Source organism: Microvirga zambiensis WSM3693 (assembly GCF_016735695.1).
Lineage (GTDB): Bacteria > Pseudomonadota > Alphaproteobacteria > Rhizobiales > Beijerinckiaceae > Microvirga > Microvirga zambiensis.
Genome location: NZ_JAERQD010000003.1, coordinates 127,707 through 151,198, shown reverse-complemented (window position 1 = coordinate 151,198; position 23,492 = coordinate 127,707). Strand labels below are relative to the sequence as shown.

The window sequence follows — 23,492 nt, the reverse complement described above, 5'->3', positions numbered from 1 at the left end:
TCTGGTCCGGACCGGGGCCTGCCCCATAATGAGGTCTTCTGGAAGAAGCAGCGGCACAGCCGGAGCATGGCGCTCCGCTCGTCGCCATAGGATGGAATATGAAAGGGGTTGCCGGAATGGATCAGCACCGTCGTGGACCGCAGGGCGCGGGAAAGCGCCGGGCCGAGCCGCCATCGGTTGCCGAGATCGTCAATTCCGGCGATCCCTTCGCCACGCTCGGCCCTCATGAGGTCGGGCCGGGCCGGTGGGAGATCCGCATCATCCGGCCGGATGCCAATGAGGTCACTCTGCTGGACCGCGATGGAGAAACGGTTCTCGGCACCATGGAGCGACGGCTGCCCGAGGGCTACTTCGTCGGCTCGGTCAGCGCCACGGACCGGCCGGATTACCGGCTGCGCATCGAACGGCCGGACGGATCCGAGATCCAGCACGATCCGTACAGCTTCGGCTCGTTCCTCACGCATGACGATCTCATGCGCATCGGCGATTCGACGAGCGACGCGGTTTATACCAAGCTCGGAGCCCATTTCCTCGATCTCGGCGGCATTGCGGGCTTTCTCTTCACGGTCTGGGCTCCGAACGCGCGTAGGGTCAGCGTCGTCGGCGACTTCAACGGCTGGGACGGACGGCGGCATCCGATGCGGCGGCGCCACGAGGGCGGGATCTGGGAACTTTTCATCCCCGATATCACGCCGGACCAGCGCTACAAATTCGAGATCGTCGGCCTGAACGGCGATCTTCTTGCGCTGAAGGCCGATCCCATCGCCTTCGCGGCGGAGCATCCGCCCGCCACGGCATCGATTCTGCAGCGCGAACAGAGCTTCGACTGGCAGGATGCGGAGTGGATGAAGGAGCGCGCGGCGCAGAACCACCGCAAGGCGCCGATGTCGATCTACGAGTGCCATCTCGGCTCATGGGCAAGGGTACCCGAGGAAGGCAACCGCTATCTCACCTATCGTGAATTGGCGGTGCGGCTCATTCCCTACGTGAAGAATCTCGGCTTCACCCATATCGAGCTTCTGCCGATCACCGAGTTTCCCTTCGACGGCTCATGGGGCTATCAGCCGATCTCCCTCTATGCGCCGACGAGCCGCTTCGGCACGCCGGAGGATTTCGCGGCTTTCGTCGAGGCAGCTCATGCGGCCGGGATCGGCATCATCCTCGATTGGGTGCCGGCGCATTTCCCGAACGATCCGCACGGCCTCTCCTATTTCGACGGAACGCATCTTTACGAACACGCCGATCCGCGTCTCGGATTCCATCAGGACTGGGGCACCTACATCTACAATTTCGAGCGCCAGGAGGTGATGAGCTTCCTTGTGGCCAATGCACGCTTCTGGCTCGAGCGCTACCACCTCGACGGCCTGCGCGTCGATGCGGTCGCATCCATGCTTTATCTCGACTACTCGCGCAAAGCCGGAGAGTGGATTCCGAACCGCTACGGCGGCAACGAGAACCTCGGCGCCATCGACTTCATCCGCAAGATGAACGAGGTCGCCTATGCCACCTCGCCCGGTGCCATCACCATCGCGGAGGAATCGACCGCCTGGCCAGGCGTCTCGCATCCCACCTATACCGGCGGCCTCGGCTTCGGGTTCAAGTGGAACATGGGCTGGATGCACGACACCCTGCGCTATATCGGCAAGGATCCGGTCTTCCGGCGCTATCATCACCACGACCTGACATTCGGCCTTCTCTACGCTTTCTCCGAGAACTTCATCCTTCCGCTGAGCCATGACGAGGTCGTGCACGGCAAGGGATCGCTGATCGGCCGGATGCCGGGAGATCAGTGGCAGCGCTTCGCGAACCTGCGCGCCTATTTCGGCTTCATGTGGGGACATCCCGGCAAGAAGCTTCTGTTCATGGGCGGGGAATTCGCGCAGGAGCGGGAGTGGGATCACGATGAGAGCCTCGATTGGCACCTCCTCGACAACTCCTTCCACAAGGGCGTGCAGAATCTCATCAAGGATCTCAATCAGGCCTATCGCTCCATTCCCGCGCTGCATGAGCGGGACTGCGAAGCGAAAGGCTTCGAGTGGATCGTGTCGGACGACCGGGACAACAGCGTCATCGCCTGGCTGCGGCGCGGTGATGACGGCGAGGCTCTGGCCGTCGTCGTATCGAACTTCACGCCCGTCCCGCGGGAAGGCTATCGCATCGGCGTTCCGCTGCCGGGCACCTATCGCGAGGCCGTCAATACGGATGCCGCGCTCTATGGCGGCGGCAACTTAGGCAATCTCGGCGGGGTGAAGGCGGAGAGGACGCCGAGCCACGGCCGCCCCTGCTCGCTCGCCCTCACGATCCCGCCTTTGGCGACGCTGATTCTGGTCCGGGACAACGAGGCTTCGGGAGCGAACATATAGTTCCGCTTGGGCGGGACTTCCTGAAAGCTCGTGCGTTGATACGGTGAAGTTTTGCTCCGTTTGGCTTTTTGGGATTTTGGATGAACGACAAGGTTGATATTCGCGAGGTCTCGGCTGCTCAGATCGTTGCTCCCAACATGCGGCGCACGTCCCGCGTCCGGGAGGGATTGCCCTACCCGCTCGGCGCGACATGGGATGGATTGGGCGTCAACTTCGCGATCTTTTCCGCCAATGCTACGAAGGTGGAGCTGTGCCTCTTCGACGAGGAGGGCCGGCACGAGCTGGAGCGGATCGAACTGCCGGAATATACCGACGAAGTCTGGCACGGCTACCTGCCCGATGCACGTCCCGGCACAACTTATGGATTCCGCGTCTACGGTCCCTATGAGCCCGATGCCGGCCATCGCTTCAATCCGAACAAGCTTCTGCTGGACCCTTATGCCAGACAGCTGATCGGGGACCTGCAATGGAACCCCGCACTGTACGGCTACACGATCGGCTCGCACGATGCCGATCTCTCGTTCGACAAACGGGACAGCGCGCGCTTCATGCCCAAGTGCCGCGTCGTCGAGTCGGCGTTCACCTGGGGACGCGTGCGCCGGCCGCAGACGTCCTGGGAGCGCACGATCGTCTATGAAACGCATCTGCGCGGCTTCACCATGCAGCATCCTGCCGTGCCGCGGGAGTTTCGTGGCACATTCTCCGGGCTTATGCAGCATGAGGTGATCGAGTATATCCGCAATCTCGGCGTCACCGCGGTCGAGCTGCTGCCGATCCACGCCTTCGTCGACGACAGCTATCTCATCGAGAAGGGATTGCGGAACTATTGGGGCTATAATTCCATAGGCTTCTTCGCGCCGCAGCCGCGCTATCTCGCAACACCCTTCGTCAACGAGGTGAAGGAGATGGTGAGCCATCTCCACGATGCCGGGATCGAGGTGATCCTCGACGTGGTCTATAACCACACCGCCGAAGGCAACGAGCTCGGGCCGACCCTGTCCTTCAAGGGCATCGACAACGCATCCTACTACCGGCTTGCTCCGGACAAACGCTACTACATCAACGACACGGGCACCGGAAACACCGTCAATCTCAGCCACTCGCGCGTGCTGCAGATGGTGACCGACAGCTTGCGTTATTGGGCGCAGGAGGTGCAGATTGACGGCTTCCGCTTCGATCTCGCGACGATCCTCGGGCGTGAGCCGCACGGTTTCGAGGAGGACGGGCGCTTCCTCGACACCTGCAGGCAGGATCCGGCGCTGAGTCAGGTGAAGCTCATCGCGGAGCCGTGGGATTGCGGACCCGGCGGCTATCAGGTCGGGCGCTTCTCGCCCGGGTGGGCGGAGTGGAACGACCGCTATCGCGACGCGATGCGGGCCTATTGGAAAGGTGAGCCGGGCAAGCTGCCGGAACTCGCCTCCCGTCTCACCGCGTCGGCCGACATCTTCAACAAACGGGGGCGCCGGCCCTGGGCATCGGTAAACTTTATCACCGCCCATGACGGGTTCACGCTCAGGGATCTCGTCTCTTACAACGACAAACACAACGAGGCGAATGGCGAGGACAACAAGGACGGGCACGACCACAACCTGTCCTTCAATTATGGCGTCGAGGGTCCGACGGATGACCCGAAGATCCGCGAGGTACGGCTGCGCCAGATGCGCAACATGCTGGCCACCCTGCTCTTCTCGCAGGGCACGCCGATGCTGCTCGCCGGCGACGAGTTCGGCCGAACCCAGAACGGCAACAACAACGCCTATTGCCAGGACAACGAAATCTCCTGGATCGACTGGGAGGGCATCGACGAGGACGGCATCGAGCTGCTCGAGTTCACCCGCAAGCTCATTCAGCTGCGCCAGGACCTGCCGATCCTGCGCAGGGGCCGCTTCCTGTCAGGCATCTACAACGAGGAGCTCGACGTCAAGGACGTGACATGGCTCACGCCCGCAGGCGACGAGATGACGCCCGAGCATTGGCAGGATGCCAATGCCCGTTGCATCAGCATCCTCCTCGACGGCCGCGCGCAGCCGACCGGCATCCGTCGACGCGGAACGGACGTGACGCTGCTCCTGATCCTGAACGCCCACCATGATGTTGTGAAATGCACGCTGCCCGAGGTGGTCGGCGGTGCATCCTGGATGTGCCATATCGACACCAACCAGCCTGACCTGGAAGCACCGAGCGAATTCAGATTCGGCAAGGAATACACGGTGACGGCACATTCTCTCCTGCTGTTCCAGCTGAAGCCGGCAAAGCAGCAGAAGGCAACCAAAAGGAAAGGCGCCTAGCTCAGGCGCCCTCTTCTACTCACGTCTCCGGAACGCAAGAGCGATAAAGATCGGCATATTGCTTCGCAGGGCGGTGCCAGCTGACATCGGCCTTCATGCCGTTTGTCTGCAGGCGCCGCCACGCATCCTTGTCACGCCAGAGGCGCTTGGCGCGGTCGAAGGCGTCGATTGCCGCACCGAGAGTGACAGGGCCGAACTGGATGCCGGTTCCGGATCCCGTCGCGATGGCCATCTCGTTGGCGTCGACGATGGTGTCGGCAAGCCCGCCCACCCGCGAGACGACGGGAATGCTGCCGTAACGCATGGCGCAAAGCTGGGTGAGGCCGCAGGGCTCGAAGCGCGACGGAACCAGAAGTGCGTCGCTGCCACCCTGGATCTGGTGCGCAAGCGCCTCGTCGTAGCCGAAGAAGCAGCCGACCTGACCGGGATAGACGACGCGCGCGCTCTGGAAACTGTCCTCGAGCGTCGTGTCCCCGGCCCCGAGCAATGCCAGTTGAGCACCGCCCGCAAGCAGTCGCGACAGGCCGGCGAGCACGAGATCGAGCCCCTTCTGCTCCGACAGCCGGCTGACCACGCCGAACAGCATTGCGTCGGAATCCGGCTTCAGACCGAGACGCTCCTGCAATGCCCGCTTGTTGACGGAGCGCGCATCGAGGCTGTCGCGGTCATAAGTCCGTGCGAGAAGCGCATCGGTCGAGGGATTCCAGACTCGCTCGTCGATGCCGTTGAGGATGCCGGACACGATGCTCGAGCGGGAACGCAGCAATCCATCGAGCGCCATTCCGCCCTCCGGCGTCTGGATCTCTCTCGCGTAGGTGGGCGAAACGGTGGTGATGCGGTCGGCGAGCTGAAGACCAGCTTTGAGGAAGCCGATCTGTCCGTAATATTCCACACCGTCCACCGTGAACATGCTCGCCGGCAGTCCGAGTTCGAACAGCAGATCGGCCGGGAATATGCCCTGGAAGGCGATGTTGTGGATGGTGATCACAGTGGCCGGCCGGGGCCCCGCTACGAGACGCAGATAGGCGGGAACGAGCCCGGCCTGCCAGTCATGGGCATGGATGATGTCAGGAACGAAGGCCGGCACCAGTCCTTGGCCGATATCGGCGGCGGCTCGCGCGAGCGCCGCGAAGCGCCGGGCATTGTCCGGCCAATCCCTGCCGTTCGGCGCGAGATAGGGTGAGCCCGGCCGCTCGAAGAGATGGGGCGCGTCGATGACGAAGAGATCGAGATCGGCGCCGGTGCCAGAGAGAAGGCGCGCCGCTCCTCCGAAGAATGCCGGATATTCGTGCAGGATTTCGGCGCCTTTCAACGCCTTCAGCACCGCCGGGTAGCCGGGAACGAGCGTAATGACCCTTACGGCCTCCTGCGCGAGCGCCGCAGGCAAGGCACCCGCCACATCGGCGAGGCCGCCTGTCTTGATGATCGGAAAGATCTCTGACGTGACCGACAGAACCTTCAGAGGCCTCATCCTTCCAATCTCTCGATCATCGGCTTCGTGATCAGGCAGATGCCCTTTTCAGTGCGGCGGAAGCGTCGGCCGTCCAACTCGGGATCTTCTCCCACTACCAGTCCGTCAGGGATGCGCACTCCGCGGTCGATGACGACGTCCTTGAGCCGGGCATCCCGCCCGACATCGGCGTAGGGGAGAATGACCGCCCCCTCCACATCGGCGTGGGAATGGAGATGAACGCCGGTGAACACCAGCGACCGGCGCAGGGCCGCGCCGGAGACGATGCAGCCGCTCGAGACGAGCGAATTGATGGCATGGCCGCGCCGTCCATCCTCGTCATGGACGAATTTAGCCGGTGGCCACGTCTCGGAGAAAGTGGAGATCGGCCACTCGCGGTCGTAGAGATCGAGCGACGGCACGATCGCCGTCAGATCGATATTCGCCTCCCAATAGGCATCGACCGTTCCCACGTCGCGCCAATAGGCCTCCGCTTCGCTGCCGCCGGCCTCTGCGCCGGAGCGGACGCAGGAATTGGTGAAGCGATGCGCGACGGCTTTTCCGTGCTGAACGAGGTAGGGGATGATGTCCTTGCCGAAATCCCGGTTCGAGCCGGGCGTCTCCGCATCGCGTCGCAGCTGCTCGAACAGGAAGCGGGTGTTGAAAACATAGATGCCCATGCTGGCGAGCGCCATGTCGGGCTTGTCGGGCATACCTGGCGGATCGGCGGGCTTTTCCAGGAACGAGACGATGCGGTCCGTCCCGTCGACCGCCATCACGCCGAAGCCGACGGCTTCCATGCGCGGCACCTCGAGACAGCCCACGGTCACATCCGCGCCCGTATCGACGTGCTGCCGGAGCATGATTTCGTAGTCCATCTTGTAGATGTGATCGCCGGCCAGGATGATGATGTATTCCGGATCGATGCTCGCGATGATGTCGATGTTCTGATACACCGCATCGGCCGTGCCCTCGTACCACATGGTCTCGGATACGCGCTGGCTCGCCGGCAAAATATCGAAGCTCTCGTTCCGCTCGGCGCGGAAGAAGTTCCAACCGCGCTGGAGATGGCGGATGAGGCTGTGCGCCTTGTACTGCGTCGCGACGCTGATGCGCCTGATGCCGGAATTGAGCGCGTTCGACAGGGCGAAGTCGATGATCCTCGTGTTGCCGCCGAAATAGACTGCGGGCTTCGCGCGGATATCGGTCAGCTCCAGCAATCGACTGCCGCGCCCGCCGGCGAGAATGTAGGCCATCGCATTTCGGGCGAGAGGTGCGTAGGAAACGCTTGATTTGGGCAAGGCTGGGTCCTCACGTCAGGGGCACCAACAGCCCCGTTATGTAGACGCTGAAATCGGCCGCAGGTTCTTTGGCGTGTTCCGACTTCAGTTGAGTTCCTGCCCCGAAGCCTCCGGCCATATGGTCGAAGGCTCATGTTGCGATGGCTCGTTCAGCTCACGCGCGTCGGTCGACGACGCTTGGGCGTCGGCGTGGACGCCTCGGTTCCTTCGACGCCAGAGACCACGGGTGCTGCGGCTGGCGTGCGCTTCTTGCGGGTCTTGGGCGCGACGGGAGGAGCAAGCTCCTCGTCATCCGTTGCGCTCGTCATTCCCAAGGGTGCCGGATCGATGATCGGCGCAGGCCGCGTGTCGTCATCGTCGCTTTTACCGAGAACTTCACGTTCGGCCTGATACCAATATTCATCCGCACGGCCGTGGATGCTCCCATGGCGCATCCAGAGCTGATAGGCCCTTTCGCGGATTCGTTCTTCAAGCTTCTTGTCCATCATCGCCCTTCAATCCTGATGCCGACCCCGACCGGGTGCGGCGCGACGAGAGCTGGCCTAATCGGCCAACCACGAAAATGCCCTTAACCGGATGCGAACTGCTGTAAATTATTAGGCGCGTCTCGCGATTGGCAACGTCTCCCCGCTCAATCGGCCGCAAATGTTTGCCCAGAGTTCGAACGTATCCCGATCAGGATTTGTGCAGCCCGCCGGATCTTCCGCGAAGCCGCCGCCGCTCTCGGCGGGAAGGCGCCCTCACCCGGCCGATCCGGGAACCTTGGCTTCAGTCCCGAGTTGGCAAGGAACTGGTGAACGATCGTGGCTGACGTGCAACTTCTGGAAGAGACGACAAGCCTGCAAGCCCTCGACGCGACCCGGCAGCCGATGCGGCTGCCCGAGGGACCGATTCTGCGTCCGGGCCAGAATTGCTGGCGCGTGGCCCAAGCGGACCGGGCGGCAGTCCTCATCGATGGCGCACCCTATTTTGCCCATCTCGAAACTGCCTTGCGCAATGCTCAACGCTCAATCCTGATCGTCGGCTGGGATTTCGACGGCAGCATCCGCCTCTGCCCGGACAAATGCGCCGAGGATTCGCCGCCGCTCGGCCCGCTGCTCCGCTCTCTCGTCGAGGAGCGGCCGGAGCTCGAGGTCAGGATCCTCGTCTGGAGCGTGGCCGTCGTTCATGCCCCAGGAGCGCCGGGCCCTCTCATCTTCGGCGCCGAGTGGCAGAACCATCCGCGGCTTCACATCAAGCTCGATACCCACCACCCGCTCTATGCTGCCCACCACCAGAAGATCGTCTGCATCGACGATGCGCTGGCCTTCGTCGGCGGGATGGATCTGACCGTGGAGCGCTGGGACACGGATCGCCACGCCTGCGACGACCCGATCCGCGTGAAGGACGACGGGACGATCTACGAACCGGTCCACGACCTTCAGATGGCGGTCGACGGCGAAGCCGCGCGCTCGGTGGCCGAGGTGGGCTATTGCCGCTGGAAATTCGCCACTGGCGAAGAGGTATCGCTTTCACCCGTTAGCGCCGCCCCCTGGCCCTCCGGTCTAATGCCGGATTTTCACAATGCATCGGTTGCTATCGCCCGAACCTTCCCGGCCTGGGGCGAGCAGTCCGCCGTCCACGAGGCAGCCGCCCTGACTCTCGATGCGCTCGCCGCTGCCAAGAAAGCGATCTACATCGAAGCGCAATACATGACCGCGCCTTATGTCGGCGACGTGCTGGAGCGGCACCTCGCCAATCCGGACGGCCCCGAGATCGTGGTGATTCAGACCCATGAATCCCATGGCTGGGCCGAGGAACTGGTGATGGGCACCAACCGCGACCGGCTGATCCGCCGTTTACGAAAGTGCGAATACCAGGACCGGCTGCGGGTCTATTACCCGGTCATCCCCGACGGCAAGGACGGGGAATGCCAGGTGCTGATCCATTCCAAGCTCGTCATCGTCGACGATGTCTTTCTTCGCATCGGGTCATCCAACCTGAACAACCGCTCCATCGGCCTCGACAGCGAATGCGATCTCGCCATCGAGGCGACGACGGACGAGATGAAGAGCACGATTGTCCGCCTGCGCGACCGCCTGCTGGCGGAACACCTGGAGGTGGATCCCGACCTGTTCACCCGTACCCTGGCGGACGAGGACGGCTCGCTGATCCGTGCCGTCGAGCGGCTCAATGCGGGCAAGCGGGGCCTGCGCGCCTTCGATGCCATGGCGGATGACGGGCCGGATGTGCCGGCTCTGGGTACCGGGCTACTCGACCCGCTGGAGCCCTTCGAGCCCCTGTCCCTGTTCCGGCGCCGTTACGACTGATCTTCAGGCCTTCGCCCCAAGTCCGGCGCCTTCCGTATAAGACGGATTGCGGCGGCGGTAATAGAGTTCCGTGATGGCGAACAGGATGCTGCCCAGCCCGAGCGGAACCAGGAAATAGACGAACCTGAACACCAGGAGCGGGCCGATCAGGTCCTTTTGCGGCAGCAGGTACATGACCACGCTCTCGATCACCCCCAGGCCGCCCGGCACATGGCTTACCAAGGCAGTTGCGTTGGCGATCACGTAGACCGAAGCGACGCCGAGATAGGCCACCTCGGCCACAGCCGCGAGCGCCTGATGCAGGCAGGCCGCCACGAAGGCGAAATTGACCGAGCCTACCAGCACCTGCCCGACAGCCAGCCGGAGCGGCGGCACTTCGAGAGACCAGCGTCTGATCCGTAGCGTCTTGCGGACGAAAGCGGACAGGATCAGGTAGATCGCCGGCACAGCCAGGCATCCGATGCCCAGAGCGATCACCACGGGCAGCGACAGCCCCGTAATCTCGACCGCAAGGCCGGAGCGCAGCAGAAGAGCTGCTCCCCCGAGCACCATGAGCCCGAGCCCGACGGTGATGCCGCAGAAGACGATCACCTTGGCGACCTCCCCCGTGCTCAGGCCCCAGCGGTTGTAGAAGCGGTAGCGGACGGCACCGCTGCTGAGTGCCGCCAGCCCGATATTGTGACCGAGAGACAAGGCGGTGAACGAGGCCAGGGCGGCCTTCGGATAGGGCAACGGCTTGCCGACATAGCGCAGAGCGAGATAGTCGAAGCAGGTCAGGCAGAGATAGCTTGCCGCCGCGAAGGCGGCAGCGCCCAGGAGCCTTGGAACGGGAACCGCCGACACGGCTTCCACCAGCTGGTCCAGGCTGTAGCGGCTGAGGGTGCGGTAAAGGAGGAAGGCTGCGAGGCCGATGGCCGCCGCAGCGATCAGATATTTCCAGTTCCGCATCTGCTCTCCTCACCTGCTCCGTGTCATGAAGTTCAACACGATGAAGGGATCCGCGATCCCTCAGGCGGATGAAGCGAACAGCTATTCCTGTGCATGGGCGAGGCTTGGCTTCTGCCCCTTGCCGTGAACGATCTGGAACTCCACCAGGAGCGGCAGATGATCCGAGGCGATCCGGGCGAGGGGCGTCCGGACGGTTTCGATCCGCTGCACGCGGATGGAACGGCTGACGAAAACATGGTCGATCCGCAGCATCGGCAGGCGGGAGGGGAAGGTCGCCTTGGGCTTCGGCAGCCGCGCCTCCGCCTGCGCATCGCAGAGCTGGGCCGCCAGACGCCGATAGACCCGCCCCCGTGGCGTGGCATTGAAATCCCCTAGCAGGATCACCGGCTCCCGGCAGGAATGATGGCCGAGCCAGTGCGGGCCAAGCAGGGTTTCGATCTGGGCCAGACGCTCGTGCCGGCGAAGGCCGAGATGGGTGTTGATGACCTGTACCTCCGCGCCCCCGAGCTGGACGGAGGCCCAGAGCGCCCCGCGCGGCTCGAGGCTCGGCCGCCTCGCCCATCCGGGAAGCGCCTCCGCCTTGACCAGCTGCGAAGGCCTGTGGGTCAGGATGGCATTGCCGTATTGCTCTTCGAGCACCCGCAGGCTGGCATGAAAATGCACCTGCATTCCCAGCGCTTGGGCGATGGCCTGGGCCTGATCGATGCCGCCCGACCGCAACCGGCCCACATCGAGTTCCTGAAGCGCGACCACATCCGGCTCATAGGCCGCGATCACGTCGGCAATCCGCTCAGGCGAGATCCGACCGTCGGTCCCAAGACAGCGGTGGACGTTGTAGGTCAGAATCCGCGGCATTCGCCCCCTTCTCCTCAGGCCCTTCGCATGAGCGCAACCGCCCACGCCAGCCTGTCCGATACGGTCGCAAGCCAAACACGCAGCCAAGGCGCTTGGATCCCGGCAAGCCTGACAATTTAGGCGGTGGGCTCAAAAGCGCCCGCCGGCTGCAGTCATTCCACAGGCGAAGAACGGATCGGGCGGAGGGTCAGCAATGCGGCGGCAAGGGAGACAGCCGCGATCCACCAGCCCTGCCAGGCGCCATGGCTGACAAGCGCGATCGCACTGCTCGTCATCAGCGTCACCAGCCCAATGCGGCGGATATCGGTTGGGGCATCCGACAGGCATTTCAGCACCCAAAGGACGAGTCCTGTCAGGAACAGCGCGCCGATTGCCCCCAACTCGACCCAGGCTTGCAGAAATCCGTTATGGGGATGACCCACGCTCAGCAGTTTACGGTAAGCCGGGTCGATCTCGGCGGCTACCGGATGACTGCCCATATGCGGGGACGATGAAAAACCTGTCCCAAAGACGGGGTAGCGCCGGGAGACGTCGCTGAAGGCCTGCCAGAGTTCGATGCGCGCGCGCGAGTTCCCCGCCTTGGTGGCTTCGATCACGCTTTCGGGCACGATCCTGTCAACCGTGCTTCCGAAAAAAGGCTGCATCCAGATCAGTCCGAGCAGAAAGACCGCGAGCAGCCGCTTCACCCAGACGAAGGGAGCATAGCTGAGCGCATAGGTCCCAGCCGCAGCGACCAGGCCGAGTTTTGCCGCCTCGCTTTCGGAAACCAGGACGGCGGCCACGGTTGCCAGCAATAACGACCAGCAGAGCATCCGCCGCCTTTGGAACCCGATCAAGACGAGGACAGGCCCGAGCAGGAGAAGCAGCGTCACGACCGGCCTGTTGTGAACGAAAGTCGCGAGGCGCCCCCCATAGAGATGCCTCAACGGCAGGCCGAGCTGGAGTTCGGCGATGATGAACCCTGCAGCGGTCAGCATCGCTATCGCAAGCGCTCCCACCATCCACCGCGGCGGGGGTGCGATGCGCCAGCTGATGATTAGGACGGCGCTCGAAATCGCGGGAAGCACCGCCTCGCCCCAGGAGAACAGGCCGAGGGCCGGCTTCAGCGCCCAGGCGAGCGTCACGAGTGGATAGACAATTCCACAAATGGCGAAAACGAGGGCGGATGTCCGCACCCCTTTCAAAGCCAGGCGATAGGAGTCGATGCCGCCAGAGGTAAGGCGCGAGGCAAGCACAAACAACGCAGCGCAGGCGATAAGCAACGGAGAAGACCGATTGGCAACCGCCATCGCCACTGGAAGGAGAACGATCAGTCCATGACCGATGTTTTCCAAATGAATGCTAAGGCCACGATCTTTACCGGTGGCCGGTTTGGAAAATATCTCTTCCGAAGTTATGCGATTTGGCATGGATGCTGTAGATTTTCGCCGAACCAATTCTCTGTATTCTGCAAACATGCACTTTCCGTCGCATGAACCTTCGAGCGGGCCATCAGCTTCGTGCGATATCGACTCATCGCAGCGGGCCTACAGGACCAGCCAGGGCATAACTAAGCGAGAAGCAACTATATTCATAGTCCCGGCAGGTTCCGCCGAATAAAGAATGGCGGTTTGTCGCGCCTGAGGCTGTCTACCCGTGAGCAGACCTCCTCGAAGATAACCGAACCGCGAAGTGCACGGCAATGAGCGAGAGCAGTGCGTTGGGTTTAGCTATGGAGCCAGCGGCTCAAAAAAGGAACGGGAGCCGTGCGTACATCCGGCACCGGCTCCCGCCTCCTTGACCGGCTGCAGCTGCGGCCGGATTGGCTCATCATAGCCCAGTCCCGCCGGGCCGGGAGTGATCATTCGGGGTACGGCCCCTCCTCCGCCCGGGAGATGCCCCGATCTCGTGGGGCATGGCCAGGATGCGCCAAAAGGGATGTTCGTCTTGCGTTAGGCGGGGTATGGCATCTCGCGCACGGCATATGGAGCTGACATGAGCGAGATGTTCTCTCTTCAGAAAGACAAGATCCGCGTTCTTTTGCTCGAGGGAGTGAACGACAGCGCTGTCGAGCTGATCAGGGGCGCCGGCTACACCAACCTGACGCATCTCAAAACCGCTCTCGACGAGGCTCAGCTGATCGAGGCCCTGCAGGGTGTCCACCTGCTCGGCATCCGCTCCCGGACGCAGCTGACCGGCAAGGTTCTGGATGCGGCGAACAGGCTGATCGCGGTCGGCTGCTTCAGCGTCGGCACGAACCAGGTCGACCTCGACGCCGCCCGGCACGCGGGCATTCCGGTCTTCAACGCTCCCTTCTCGAACACGAGGAGCGTGGCGGAACTGGTCATCGGCGAGATCGTCATGTTGCTCCGCCGCACCTTCCCGAAATCCACCGGCGCCCATGCGGGACAATGGGACAAAGCGGCCGTCGACAGCCATGAGGTGCGCGGCAAGACCCTCGGCATCGTCGGCTACGGCAATATCGGTTCGCAGCTCTCGTATCTGGCCGAGGCCATGGGCATGAGGGTCATCTTCTTCGATCAGACCGACAAGCTGCGTCACGGCAATACGGAACCGGCCGACAGCCTGCATGCGCTCTTGCGCGAGAGCGACGTGGTCAGCCTGCACGTGCCGGAAACGCCCGCAACGCACGGCATGATCGGCAAGGCCGAGATCGCGGCGATGAAGAAGGGCGCTTATCTCATCAACAACAGCCGCGGCACCGTGGTCGACCTGGAGGCGCTCGCTGCGGCCTTGAAGGATGGGCATCTGCGCGGCGCGGCCGTGGACGTCTTCCCCGTCGAACCTGCCTCCAACAAGCAAGCCTTCGTCACGCCGCTGCAGGGCCTCGACAACGTTATTCTGACACCTCACATCGGCGGCTCGACGGAAGAAGCCCAGGAGCGCATCGGCGCCGAGGTGGCAAAGAAGCTTGTCGATTACTCCGATGTCGGCACCACGATCGGCGCCGTCAACTTCCCGCAGGTGCAGCTTCCGCCACGGCCCACCGGCACGCGCTACATCCACGTGCACAGGAACGTGCCCGGCATTCTCGGGCGTCTCAACAACGTCTTCTCGCAGCGCGGCCTCAACATCACGGGGCAGCATCTGCAGACCGACGGCGAGATCGGATACGTGGTGATCGAAGCGGAAGGATCGCCCGAGCACAGCAGGGAGACTCTTCGCGAGATCCGCGCGCTCGATGGAACGATCCGCGCGCGCCTGCTCTACGCGCGTGGATGACAGATCGATTCTCTTAACCGCATCAAGAGCTTCCTGAAGCATTCGATCCGCAGGCATGATACGGTCTGCCGCTCTCTCGCGAGGGCCCGATGCTGGTGGGAGCGGAAGTGGGAACGTGATTGCAGAACTTCACGTGAAGCTGCGTCGTCTGCTGCAGCAGGCCGCCTCCAAATTCGCGCGGGCGACACGCATGCCCGCGGTCGTTGCCGAGGAGACGCATGTCGCGCACGACGAGGAGGACGTGCCGAGAGCGGAGAGGATGGCGGAGCAGCACGATCGTGTTGCATCTCTGCTGCCTTCGCTGGCGCACGCTTTGGGTCATCAGGCCTCCGACCGCCTCCCCCGCGCCGTTCCGCCAAGCATCGAAGACCTGGACCGCCCGACAGACATGAACGCCTCGCTGGACACCCTGGCCGAACAGATGCTGACCCTCGTCGAGATCGTCTCGGCGCAGGAAAAGGACATCAAGGCGCTCAAGGAGCAGTGCCGCAGGCTGGAAGAACACGACCAGGCCATCGCGGTCGCCTTTTCCACCTTCTTCCACGTGCTCTCGGCCAGCAGGGTTGCCAAGCTCGGCGAGATCGCCAACATCCTGAATCACATCATCACGATTGCGGAACAGGAGGGCCGTCCGCCGGCTTCGATCAAGTTCCTGCGAGACCTCGCCGGCATGCTGCAGGATGAACCGCGCGACGAGACGCCCTGAAGCCGGACTTATCCCCTGGTCTGTTGGTTCCGGCAGGTGCCATTAACCATTTGTTAACCATATTCTCTACAGCTTCGGGGTTGCCCCTTCGGTATCTCGGCCTTGCGCATGGCGTTCCTTTGCCCGCAGACCGGCGAACGGGGCATCGGGGGAGGAAGCTGCGAATGTCGTCGGAAAGGGCTGAGGCCGCTTTGGAGAGCGCGATCGCCGCTCACGTTGCAGCGTCCTTTCAACGGAGCGATCAGGATAATGGGTCCGAGACCACCGCTGCGCAGATTCGCAGCCGCATCACGGACCGCTTTCAGCCCGGCGAACTCACGACCGAGCAGGACAATCAGCCGCCTGCCCTCGTCGTCTTCTACCGCCGCATCGCCGCAGCCTTCGCGCCGATTGCGCAGGAGCCGGAGTCAGCCGAGAGGTCGGCGGGTCTCACCACTATCAAAAGCGGACTCGAGACCCTGCGAAGCGCTTTGCCGGCTGCACCGCAAAGGTCCAGGCTCGATCACGCCAAGACACGCCTCCTGATGGAGCGTCAGCAACTGCTGATGCAGAACGAGTTCACCGAAGGTTTCGGACGCATCGAGGTCTGGATCCTGTCGATTGGGTCCCTGACCATAGTTCTGCTCCAAGCCATCGGCATTCTCTGGGCGCTTCCGATTCTGGCGCTCAGCATCGCCAGATCCTGGCAGATGGACAGGCGCTGCAAAGACCGCCTGAGAAAAGTGGCGGAGATCGATGCCCTGATCGAACGCATCGATCTCGCCGCTCAAGGCGTAGCCTGATGGGACGAGTTTGGGCGCAGCGGATTTAGCGTCATGATCGCTTCAGGATTGCCGTTGCCATGGCGATGTCCTGAACTGCGAGCCCTGAGAAGGCCGAGACGGTGATCTGATCCGCTCCGCCACGCCCTCCTGCTTCTCCTGAAACGATCTCGCCGATCTCGACGACTTTGCTCATGGACGAAGCATCGTTGTCATAGGCATGGCCGAACTCCCCACGTGATCGCGCCTGAACCCGGCTGTCCGTGACCACGATATCGGCCTTGCGGATGATGGCCTCGTCCAGCTCCTGCTTGTCCGCGCTGTCGGCGCCGATGGCCGTGATATGGGTGCCGGACCGGACGTCGCGCCAATGCAACAGCGGAGCAGCGCTCGCGGTCGCCGTTACGATCAGGCGGCACCGATCCGCCACCTCCGCCGGCGAGCGCGCGATGTCGACGATAAAATCCTGATTCCGCATCCGCTCCGCATAGGCCGATGCGCGCGCCGGGTCGCGGCCCCAGACAACCACGTTCCGGCACGGTCGGACCGATTGAAGCAGACGAATCTGCAGCTCTGCCTGGATGCCGGTTCCGAGCACGCCGATGGCATCCACGCTTGTCGGCGCGAGATGCTTTGCTGCAACGGCACCTGCAGCCGCGGTGCGAAGATCCGTCAACCGTCCGCGGTCGTTGAGCACGGCCATCAGCTCGCCGGTCGCCTTTCGGAACACCAGCAAGAGGCCGTCGCTGCTGCTTAAGTTCAGCGCAGGATTGTTCCAGAAGCCCGAGGCGATCTTGACGACATAGGTGTCACCGCCGGTCAGGTACCCATACTTGATGTGCACTTCGCCGGGCGGATCGCTGAGAAGAAGCTCACCCGGCGACGGGATCACCGCCTCACCCCGCGAGAAGGCAGCGAAGGCCTCCTCCATCAGGCCCACCAGATCGAGACCCTCGAGGCGTTGCTCGATCTGCGGCAGCTCGAGAATGGTGATCGGGGTTGCAGCAGGCATGATCGCGGCTATCGGTTCAGGACAGAGAAGATCGTGTCGCGGTCGAAATTGGCACCGCAGAGCACGACGACATTCGACTGGCCCTTGCAACGCTCGGCCACCTTGAGGAAACCGGCGAGCGCCAAAGCTGCCGCACCTTCCACAATCTGGTTCTCCGTGAAGGCCAGCTCTCTGAGAGCATGCGCGATCTCTGCTTCCGAGCACGTGACGACCTCGTCGACGACGGCGATGGCAAGCGGCAGCGTCATGCTGTCCTCATCCATGCCGCCAGCAACTCCATCCGCGAGCGTGTCGAGATGCTCGGTCTCGACGACGCGTCCTGCGGCAATGGAGGCGGCGAGAGCGGCCGAGTTCTGCGCGGCGATGCCGAAGACCTGCGTTCTCGGACTGAAGCTCTTCAGCACGGACCCGATGCCGCCGATCAGACCGCCGCCACCCATGGCGATGAAGACGTTGTCGATGGCCTCTGCCTGTTCGAGCAGCTCCAGCCCGATGGTCCCCTGCCCGGCGGCGACCTCGGGATCGTTGTAGGGAGACACGTAGACGAGACCACGCGCGGCCGCCTGATGCTGCGCGTGAAGCTCGGCGAGTCCGCTCTCGGCTCCGTGCAGGATCACGTCGACATTATACGAGCGGATTTTTTGGAGCTTCGCCTGAGCCACCGTCTCGGGGAGAACGACAGTCAGGGCCTGGCCGATGGAGGAGGCAGCCTGTGCCGAAGCGATGCCGTGATTACCGGACGAGGCCGTGATGACGCCACGCTCAATGCCGAGCGACGTCATTTTACTCGCTGCGCCACGGATCTTGAACGAGCCGGTGAGTTGAAAATTCTCAGCCTTGAAGAAGAGAGAGGAAGCGGCCTCGCGTCCAATCTGACGCGACGGCAGCAGCGGCGTCTCGAAGATATGCCCGCGGATGCGCCGGCGCGCCTGCACCGAACGGGCGGCGGATTCAAGAACGATGCTGTTCATGGCGTCCCTCCGATCTCCGAATTTTCTTGTGGCCGAGCATCCGCATGCAATCGTCTGCTCGCCCGCTGCGCAAGCCTTTCGAAGAGCGCAGCCGAGCATTCGGTCATTGCGACGAACTGCGCGATGATGATGTTCTCGTTCGGCGAATGAAGCATGGCGCCGTGATGTGTCAGGCCGATGCCGACGATATTGGCGCCGAGCTGCTCGACGAAGGGATGCGACGTGCCTGAGGCGGGCGAACTCGGCTGCACGATGGCGGCTTGCCCGAAATACTTCTCCAGAAGCTCCCTGGCATCCTGGATGAACCAATGCTCCGTCGAGGAGCGGACCGGCTTGACGTTCGCGTCGTGCACGATGAGCTCGATGTCATGGAAGCCGTGACGGTCGAGATGGGCTCGAAGCAGGCGGACGACGTGCCGCGGATCCTGGTCGGGTACAAGGCGGAAATCGATCTTCACGCAACCCGATGCGGGAAGCACCGTCTTGGCTCCTTCCCCGGCATAGCCGCCGGAAAAGCCGTTGACGTTCATGCACGGCGCGAAATTCATGACCTGATAGAAATTCGTTCCGTCGACGCCCTGCAGAACGCGCTGCCCGCCGGTCGCTTGGACGAGGCTCTCGAAGGTGAAGGGCGGATCCGATGCGAGATCGCTTTCCGCAGGCGAAGGCGCCCGAACGGCATCGTAGAACCCATCGATGAGAACGCGCCCCGTTTCGTCGCGAAGGGATGCGGTGGCAGCAGCAAGGCGCCAGAGGGGATTGTCGAAGACGGCGCCGAGGCTCGAATGCAGATCGGCCTTGGCGGTCCTGCAGCGGAGTTCCACGGCCATGACACCCTTGAAGCCGCAGAGGATGATGGGGCGTCCGCTCGAATCGATCTCGCCGTATTCCCACCAGCAGACATCGACCCGCTCGCCCGGAAAGCGCTGCTTGAGAAAGCCTTCGAGCGATGGGCTGCCGATCTCCTCCTCGCCGTCCACCAGCCAGATCAGCCTGAACGGCAGGGGCCCTGGATGCCGCTCCCGGAACAGACGCCAGCCTGCGAGGCGGCTGATGAACTCACCCTTGTCGTCGGCAACGCCACGTCCGTACCATCGCCCTTCCCGCTCGGTGAGCTCGAAGGGCGGGCTCTGCCAAAGTGCGATGGGATCCTCGGGCTGCACATCGTAATGATTGTAGATCATCACCGTCAGTGGACCGGCGCCTGTCTCTCCCACGACATAGGGACCAATCTCTCCGCCGCACAATTCCGTTTGAAAGCCGGCCTCGTCGAGCAGATCGCGCACGACTTGCGCGCATTCGACGAGGTTGTCTCCCCGGGCGCTGACCGACGGCAGGCTGACCAGATGACGCAGATCATCCAAGGCTCGGAGGAAGTGATCGTTCGGGATCATCGCCTTCGCTCGTCAGGCAAGGCCGCGGCGGGTAAGGAATTTGTCGAGCCGGGCTAGTCCTTCCTCAAGATGCTCGGTCTGCACGCCGATGCCGATGCGGATGTGGTTCTCGATGCCGAACCAGCTTCCGGCAACCACGAACACGCTTTGCTCCTCGCGCAGCTCGTTCGACAGTTCTTCCGACGGCATCGCGAAGTCGTAATGCAGGAAGGCCATGCCGCCGGCAGCGGGACGCTGCCAGGACCAGCGATTGCGCTTCGTGACCCATCTCTCGACAAGATCCGCGTTCTCGCGCAAAAGCGCCCGTCCCCGTGCCAGGATCCGCTCGCGGTTCGTCGGCTCCATGACGGAGGCGCCCAGGATCTGGCTCAGGATTCCGCTGCCGATGGTGGTGTAATCCTGGCGCTTCGCCGCCTCCTCGACCACCTCCTGCGGCCCGACGATCCAGCCGAGGCGCAGGCCCGGGCAGGCGAAGGACTTCGACAGGCTGCTGGTGACGATGACGCGCTCATAGGCGCCGTAAAAAGTCTCCGTCTCGGCCCCGTCGATCTCGCCACCGCGATAGATCTCGTCCACGAGAAGCCAAGCCCCCGTTTCTCTTGCCGCGTCAAGCAGCGCTTCACGGCTTCGCTGCGCCAGCACGGCGCCGGTGGGATTGCCTGGATTGGTGACGGCAATCAGCTTCACGCCATCCTTGGTCGCGGTCTTCAGGGCTTCCGGATCGACCTGCCATCCGCGGTCGGCCAGCAGCGGCAGCCGCCGGACGTCCATCCCCAAAGCACGACCCAGGCCGTCGACCTGCATGAAATTCGGAACGGCGAAGAGCACCTTGTCGCCAGGATCGATCATCGCCATCAGCGTGATCATCGTCGCCTCCGAGGAACCGTTCGTCACCAGCACGTTGGTGGCGGAGGCTCCGGGATACCAGGAGGCAATCGCCGACCTGAGATCAGGCCTGCCATCCGTCCAGCCATAGCCGAGCGGCAGGCGCAGCAGCGCCTCCGCTTCCTGTGCCGGCAGGATTTCCTCGATGGTGCAGGGATGAATGCCGCTCTCGGTGAGATTGATCTCGACGCCGTTCTCGAACAGCGTCTGATTTCGCTCCATGAGGAAAGTATCGAACTGCAACCCAGTGCTCCTCTTCGGACAAGCGACGCGACGAGGATGGCAGCCCTGATCGGCCGTTCCGATCCTCGGACGCGGCACAGACCATGGCAGGAGACAAATTAAACCGTCAAGTCCATTTTGGACTTTGAAGTCTAAATTTCCGATGCTAGACGATGTCCGCAAGAATGCTTGTCCTGCGGGGATGTCATGAAGATCGAAGAATTCACGCTCGAGCGCATCCAGTCGCTCTACGAGAACACCGTCGAGTACAATCTCTCCGACAGCGGCGTGCATCCCTATTCCCTGCGCGAGCTTCTCACCCCCGAACAACAGAGCCAGCTGCTCGATGTGGAGCTGGGCTATGGCTGGACGAATGGTCGCGTGGAGCTGCGGCAAGCCATCGCCAATCTTCACCCGAACCGCAATCCCGATCATGTGATCGTCACCAACGGATCGGCGGAGGCGAATTTCCTGCTCGTCATGTCGTTGCTGGAGCCGGGCGACGAACTCGTGGTGTTCGTACCGAACTACCTGCAGATCTGGGGCTGGGCGCGCGCCATCGGCGTGACGGTGAAGGAGATCCTGCTGCGCGAGGAGCTCGGCTGGATTCCAGATCTCGACGACGTGCGCAAGGCCGTTTCCCCCCGCACGAAGATGATGACGATCTGCAATCCCAACAATCCGACCGGCAGCGTGCTGCCGCACAAGACCATGGACGGCCTCGTCGCGATCGCGCGCGAGCACGGGATCTATGTCCATGCGGATGAGGTCTACAAGGGAGCAGAGCTCGATCAGGACGAGCCTCCGAGCTTCGCCGACCTCTACGAGAAGGCCATCGTCACCAACGGCCTTTCGAAGGCGATGGCGCTTCCGGGTCTGCGCATCGGCTGGCTCGTCGGCCCAACCCAGGAGATCTATGCCTCCTGGCAGCGCAAGGACTACACCTCGATCACCACGGGAGCCGTCAGCGAGTTCGTGGCGGAGATTGCCGTGCAGCCCGCCAAGCGACAGGAGATCCTCTCGCGCAGCAAGCGCATTCTGCGCGAGAACCTCGCTCTGCTGCAGCGCTGGATCCATGCCAACGGCGACCTGTTTTCCTTCGTGCCGCCCAAAGCCGGCGGCATGGCCTTCATCCGCTACGCGATGCCGATAAACTCGACCGAGCTTGTGCATCGCCTGCGCGAAGAGCGCGGGATCATGCTTCTGCCTGGCGATGTCTACGGCATGGACAACTACATCCGCATCGGCATCGGCGCGCCCGCTCATCATCTCGAAGCGGGGCTGGAGCGGCTTGCGGCCTTCGTCCGCGCCAAGCTCGCATGAGCCGCGCCCGCAAACTGGATGTGAAGACGAGCCTCCCCCCGGATCTCGCAGGCTATGCGCCTGTCTGCGATGCCATCACCCTCCTCTTCCAGCCCTATGCGGAGGTGGTGCTCCACGATCTGTCCACCGAGACCGTGGTTCATCTCTCCAATCCCTTCTCGAAACGGGAACTCGGCGAGCCATCGCTGCTGCACGAGATCGATTTCAAGCCGACCGACATCATCATCGGCCCCTACGAGAAGGTGAACTGGGACGGGCGGCGCATCAAGTCGGTCAGTGCCGTCCTGCGCTCAGGCGAGAAGGCCATCGGCGTTCTATGCATCAACGTGGACGTCTCGCATTTCCACGCCGTCATGCAGACCCTGACCGCGCTCGTGGCCGTGCCGCAATCGCCGGAAAAGCCCGCCTCGCTGTTCAAGGAGGACTGGCACGAGCGCATCAACGAATACATCCAGAGCTGGACGCGCGAACGCCGCCTCACCATCGCCGAGATGAGCCGGGCTCAGAAACAGCAGCTCGTGACGGATCTTGCGGGCGACGGCGCTTTCGGTGGGCGCAACGCGGCCGCCTATATCTCGCGCATCCTCGGTTTGGGTCGCGCGACCGTCTACAATTATCTCAAGAGGGATCAGGCCTGAGGCGGCAGCAGCGCGTTGCGCAAGGCCTGCCAGCTCTCCTCGTCCGGCGCACTGATGAGACCGCCGCCGCGATTGACGGGGCGATAGGGCGAGCCGTCGAAATGCGCCGTGTAACCGCCAGCCTCGCGGTGGATCAGCCATCCCGCAGCGTGGTCCCACGGCATCACGCTCGACGAGAACGAGAAGTGCAGATGTCCGCCCGCGGTCTGGCGATAAGTATGCGCCGAGCAGCGCAGATCCGCTGCCATGGCGACCTGTGGCAGGTTTCCGGTAACGACGGGCCGAAGCTCCTTCGGCAGATAGCGCCAGGAGACGTTGCCTGTCATCTCCGCCAACGGCACGGCAGGCGCGACTCGAAGCGGGATCGTGCTCCCGTCGAGGCGCTGGATCCAGGCGCCCTCGCCGCGCACGGCAATGGCCCAATCGTCGGAAATCGGATCGAGGATGATCCCGCCGACGATCTCGCCCTTCATGACGGCCGCTGCCATGACGCCGAACAGCGGCAGGCCGCACGCGAAATTCATCGTGCCGTCGACGGGATCGAGAATGAAGGCGAGATCGGCCTCGTCGAGCCCGTCTAGCAGGCGCGCATCCCGGCTGACGCCTTCCTCGCCGATCACGCGCGCTCCCGGAAACGCCTTCAGCAGCTCCGCCTCGATCATCCGTTCGGCCGCCTCGTCCGCATCGGTGACGAGATCGAGCTGGGAGGTCTTCGTGCGGATGGCGCCGGCCGAGAGATTGCGGAACCGCGGCAGGATCTCGGTCTTCGCGGCGCTCCTGAGAATCTCCGCAACAGTGAGGGCATCGGCTTTTGAGAATGGCATAGGACTCATCAATTCCTGCG

19 protein-coding genes are annotated in these 23,492 nt (G+C 63.1%); 8 read left to right on the top strand and 11 right to left on the bottom strand.

What is annotated here, in order from left to right:
* Positions 1–98 precede the first annotated feature (98 nt).
* Together glgB and glgX are read left to right on the top strand one after the other, a co-directional pair.
* Positions 99–2,363 (top strand): 1,4-alpha-glucan branching protein GlgB, encoded by a 2,265-nt coding sequence (gene glgB, locus JKL46_RS04200; RefSeq protein ID WP_425493235.1) that lies wholly within the window; start codon positions 99–101, stop codon positions 2,361–2,363.
* Positions 2,364–2,443: 80 nt separating this feature from the next.
* Positions 2,444–4,651: a glycogen debranching protein GlgX gene (gene glgX / locus JKL46_RS04195; RefSeq protein WP_201830158.1), complete on the top strand. Its 2,208-nt coding sequence runs from the start codon at positions 2,444–2,446 to the stop codon at positions 4,649–4,651.
* Positions 4,652–4,670: 19 nt separating this feature from the next.
* Here the strand turns inward: glgX and glgA are convergent, their stop codons facing one another.
* From glgA to JKL46_RS04180, 3 genes are all read right to left on the bottom strand, one after another.
* A complete protein-coding gene (glgA, locus tag JKL46_RS04190; RefSeq protein WP_201830157.1) occupies positions 4,671–6,122 on the bottom strand; it encodes a glycogen synthase GlgA in 1,452 nt (483 codons plus the stop codon).
* Positions 6,119–7,402, bottom strand: a complete 1,284-nt coding sequence (gene glgC / locus JKL46_RS04185; RefSeq protein ID WP_201830156.1) for a glucose-1-phosphate adenylyltransferase — start codon at positions 7,400–7,402, stop codon at positions 6,119–6,121. The genes glgA and glgC overlap by 4 nt, the downstream gene beginning before the upstream one ends.
* Before the next feature lie 149 nt (positions 7,403–7,551).
* Complete coding sequence (locus tag JKL46_RS04180; RefSeq protein WP_246529134.1) at positions 7,552–7,890, bottom strand: DUF2934 domain-containing protein; 339 nt, start codon at positions 7,888–7,890, stop codon at positions 7,552–7,554.
* A gap of 315 nt (positions 7,891–8,205) precedes the next feature.
* Between JKL46_RS04180 and JKL46_RS04175 the strand changes: the two genes are divergently transcribed.
* A complete protein-coding gene (locus JKL46_RS04175) occupies positions 8,206–9,711 on the top strand; it encodes a phospholipase D-like domain-containing protein (RefSeq protein WP_343074010.1) in 1,506 nt (501 codons plus the stop codon).
* A 3-nt stretch (positions 9,712–9,714) separates the two neighbouring features.
* On the opposite strand, the gene JKL46_RS04170 is transcribed toward JKL46_RS04175, so the two are convergent.
* From JKL46_RS04170 to JKL46_RS04160, 3 genes are all read right to left on the bottom strand, one after another.
* Positions 9,715–10,659, bottom strand: coding sequence for a lysylphosphatidylglycerol synthase domain-containing protein (locus tag JKL46_RS04170; protein ID WP_201830155.1), 945 nt, complete (start codon positions 10,657–10,659; stop codon positions 9,715–9,717).
* Positions 10,660–10,740: 81 nt separating this feature from the next.
* A complete protein-coding gene (locus tag JKL46_RS04165) occupies positions 10,741–11,514 on the bottom strand; it encodes an endonuclease/exonuclease/phosphatase family protein (RefSeq protein WP_201830154.1) in 774 nt (257 codons plus the stop codon).
* Between the two features lie 152 nt (positions 11,515–11,666).
* A complete protein-coding gene (locus tag JKL46_RS04160) occupies positions 11,667–12,971 on the bottom strand; it encodes an O-antigen ligase family protein (RefSeq protein ID WP_201830153.1) in 1,305 nt (434 codons plus the stop codon).
* 517 nt (positions 12,972–13,488) lie between these two features.
* Here JKL46_RS04160 and serA point away from each other — a divergent pair.
* The 3 genes from serA to JKL46_RS04145 all read left to right on the top strand — a co-directional run bounded on the left by serA (position 13,489) and on the right by JKL46_RS04145 (position 16,224).
* Positions 13,489–14,736: a phosphoglycerate dehydrogenase gene (serA, locus tag JKL46_RS04155; RefSeq protein ID WP_201830152.1), complete on the top strand. Its 1,248-nt coding sequence runs from the start codon at positions 13,489–13,491 to the stop codon at positions 14,734–14,736.
* A 115-nt stretch (positions 14,737–14,851) separates the two neighbouring features.
* Entirely contained in the window at positions 14,852–15,442 is a 591-nt protein-coding gene (locus tag JKL46_RS04150) for a hypothetical protein (RefSeq protein ID WP_201830151.1), read from the top strand.
* Between the two features lie 164 nt (positions 15,443–15,606).
* The gene (locus JKL46_RS04145; protein ID WP_201830150.1) at positions 15,607–16,224 is read left to right on the top strand and encodes a hypothetical protein; all 618 of its coding nucleotides are present in this window, start codon (positions 15,607–15,609) and stop codon (positions 16,222–16,224) included.
* Between the two features lie 31 nt (positions 16,225–16,255).
* Here JKL46_RS04145 and JKL46_RS04140 read toward each other — a convergent pair whose 3' ends face one another.
* The 4 genes from JKL46_RS04140 to JKL46_RS04125 are packed head-to-tail and all read right to left on the bottom strand — an operon-like array spanning position 16,256 to position 20,708.
* Complete coding sequence (locus JKL46_RS04140; protein WP_201830149.1) at positions 16,256–17,215, bottom strand: Rossmann-fold NAD(P)-binding domain-containing protein; 960 nt, start codon at positions 17,213–17,215, stop codon at positions 16,256–16,258.
* A gap of 8 nt (positions 17,216–17,223) precedes the next feature.
* Entirely contained in the window at positions 17,224–18,186 is a 963-nt protein-coding gene (locus JKL46_RS04135) for a pyridoxal-phosphate dependent enzyme (RefSeq protein ID WP_201830148.1), read from the bottom strand.
* Positions 18,183–19,580 (bottom strand): M20/M25/M40 family metallo-hydrolase, encoded by a 1,398-nt coding sequence (locus tag JKL46_RS04130; protein WP_201830147.1) that lies wholly within the window; start codon positions 19,578–19,580, stop codon positions 18,183–18,185. The genes JKL46_RS04135 and JKL46_RS04130 overlap by 4 nt, the downstream gene beginning before the upstream one ends.
* A 12-nt stretch (positions 19,581–19,592) precedes the next feature.
* Positions 19,593–20,708 (bottom strand): aminotransferase class I/II-fold pyridoxal phosphate-dependent enzyme, encoded by a 1,116-nt coding sequence (locus JKL46_RS04125; protein ID WP_201830146.1) that lies wholly within the window; start codon positions 20,706–20,708, stop codon positions 19,593–19,595.
* Between the two features lie 186 nt (positions 20,709–20,894).
* Here JKL46_RS04125 and JKL46_RS04120 point away from each other — a divergent pair, with 186 nt between their 5' ends.
* Complete coding sequence (locus JKL46_RS04120) at positions 20,895–22,010, top strand: aminotransferase class I/II-fold pyridoxal phosphate-dependent enzyme (RefSeq protein ID WP_201830145.1); 1,116 nt, start codon at positions 20,895–20,897, stop codon at positions 22,008–22,010.
* Positions 22,007–22,648 (top strand): helix-turn-helix transcriptional regulator, encoded by a 642-nt coding sequence (locus JKL46_RS04115; protein ID WP_201830144.1) that lies wholly within the window; start codon positions 22,007–22,009, stop codon positions 22,646–22,648. The genes JKL46_RS04120 and JKL46_RS04115 overlap by 4 nt, the downstream gene beginning before the upstream one ends.
* On the opposite strand, the gene JKL46_RS04110 is transcribed toward JKL46_RS04115, so the two are convergent.
* Positions 22,639–23,472, bottom strand: a complete 834-nt coding sequence (locus JKL46_RS04110) for an inositol monophosphatase family protein (protein ID WP_201830143.1) — start codon at positions 23,470–23,472, stop codon at positions 22,639–22,641. The two genes, JKL46_RS04115 and JKL46_RS04110, sit on opposite strands and share 10 nt — an antisense overlap.
* Positions 23,473–23,492: the final 20 nt, after the last annotated feature.

Coding starts and splice junctions, on each gene's coding strand:
- JKL46_RS04110 (WP_201830143.1), bottom strand. CDS start 23,472: ATGCCATTCTCAAAAGCCGATGCCCTCACTGTTGCGGAGATTCTCAGG.
- JKL46_RS04135 (WP_201830148.1), bottom strand. CDS start 18,186: ATGAACAGCATCGTTCTTGAATCCGCCGCCCGTTCGGTGCAGGCGCGC.
- JKL46_RS04180 (WP_246529134.1), bottom strand. CDS start 7,890: ATGATGGACAAGAAGCTTGAAGAACGAATCCGCGAAAGGGCCTATCAG.
- JKL46_RS04120 (WP_201830145.1), top strand. CDS start 20,895: ATGAAGATCGAAGAATTCACGCTCGAGCGCATCCAGTCGCTCTACGAG.
- glgB (WP_425493235.1), top strand. CDS start 99: ATGAAAGGGGTTGCCGGAATGGATCAGCACCGTCGTGGACCGCAGGGC.
- JKL46_RS04145 (WP_201830150.1), top strand. CDS start 15,607: ATGTCGTCGGAAAGGGCTGAGGCCGCTTTGGAGAGCGCGATCGCCGCT.
- JKL46_RS04170 (WP_201830155.1), bottom strand. CDS start 10,659: ATGCGGAACTGGAAATATCTGATCGCTGCGGCGGCCATCGGCCTCGCA.
- JKL46_RS04130 (WP_201830147.1), bottom strand. CDS start 19,580: ATGATCCCGAACGATCACTTCCTCCGAGCCTTGGATGATCTGCGTCAT.
- JKL46_RS04140 (WP_201830149.1), bottom strand. CDS start 17,215: ATGCCTGCTGCAACCCCGATCACCATTCTCGAGCTGCCGCAGATCGAG.
- glgA (WP_201830157.1), bottom strand. CDS start 6,122: ATGAGGCCTCTGAAGGTTCTGTCGGTCACGTCAGAGATCTTTCCGATC.
- glgX (WP_201830158.1), top strand. CDS start 2,444: ATGAACGACAAGGTTGATATTCGCGAGGTCTCGGCTGCTCAGATCGTT.
- JKL46_RS04160 (WP_201830153.1), bottom strand. CDS start 12,971: ATGTTTGCAGAATACAGAGAATTGGTTCGGCGAAAATCTACAGCATCC.
- JKL46_RS04115 (WP_201830144.1), top strand. CDS start 22,007: ATGAGCCGCGCCCGCAAACTGGATGTGAAGACGAGCCTCCCCCCGGAT.
- serA (WP_201830152.1), top strand. CDS start 13,489: ATGAGCGAGATGTTCTCTCTTCAGAAAGACAAGATCCGCGTTCTTTTG.
- JKL46_RS04165 (WP_201830154.1), bottom strand. CDS start 11,514: ATGCCGCGGATTCTGACCTACAACGTCCACCGCTGTCTTGGGACCGAC.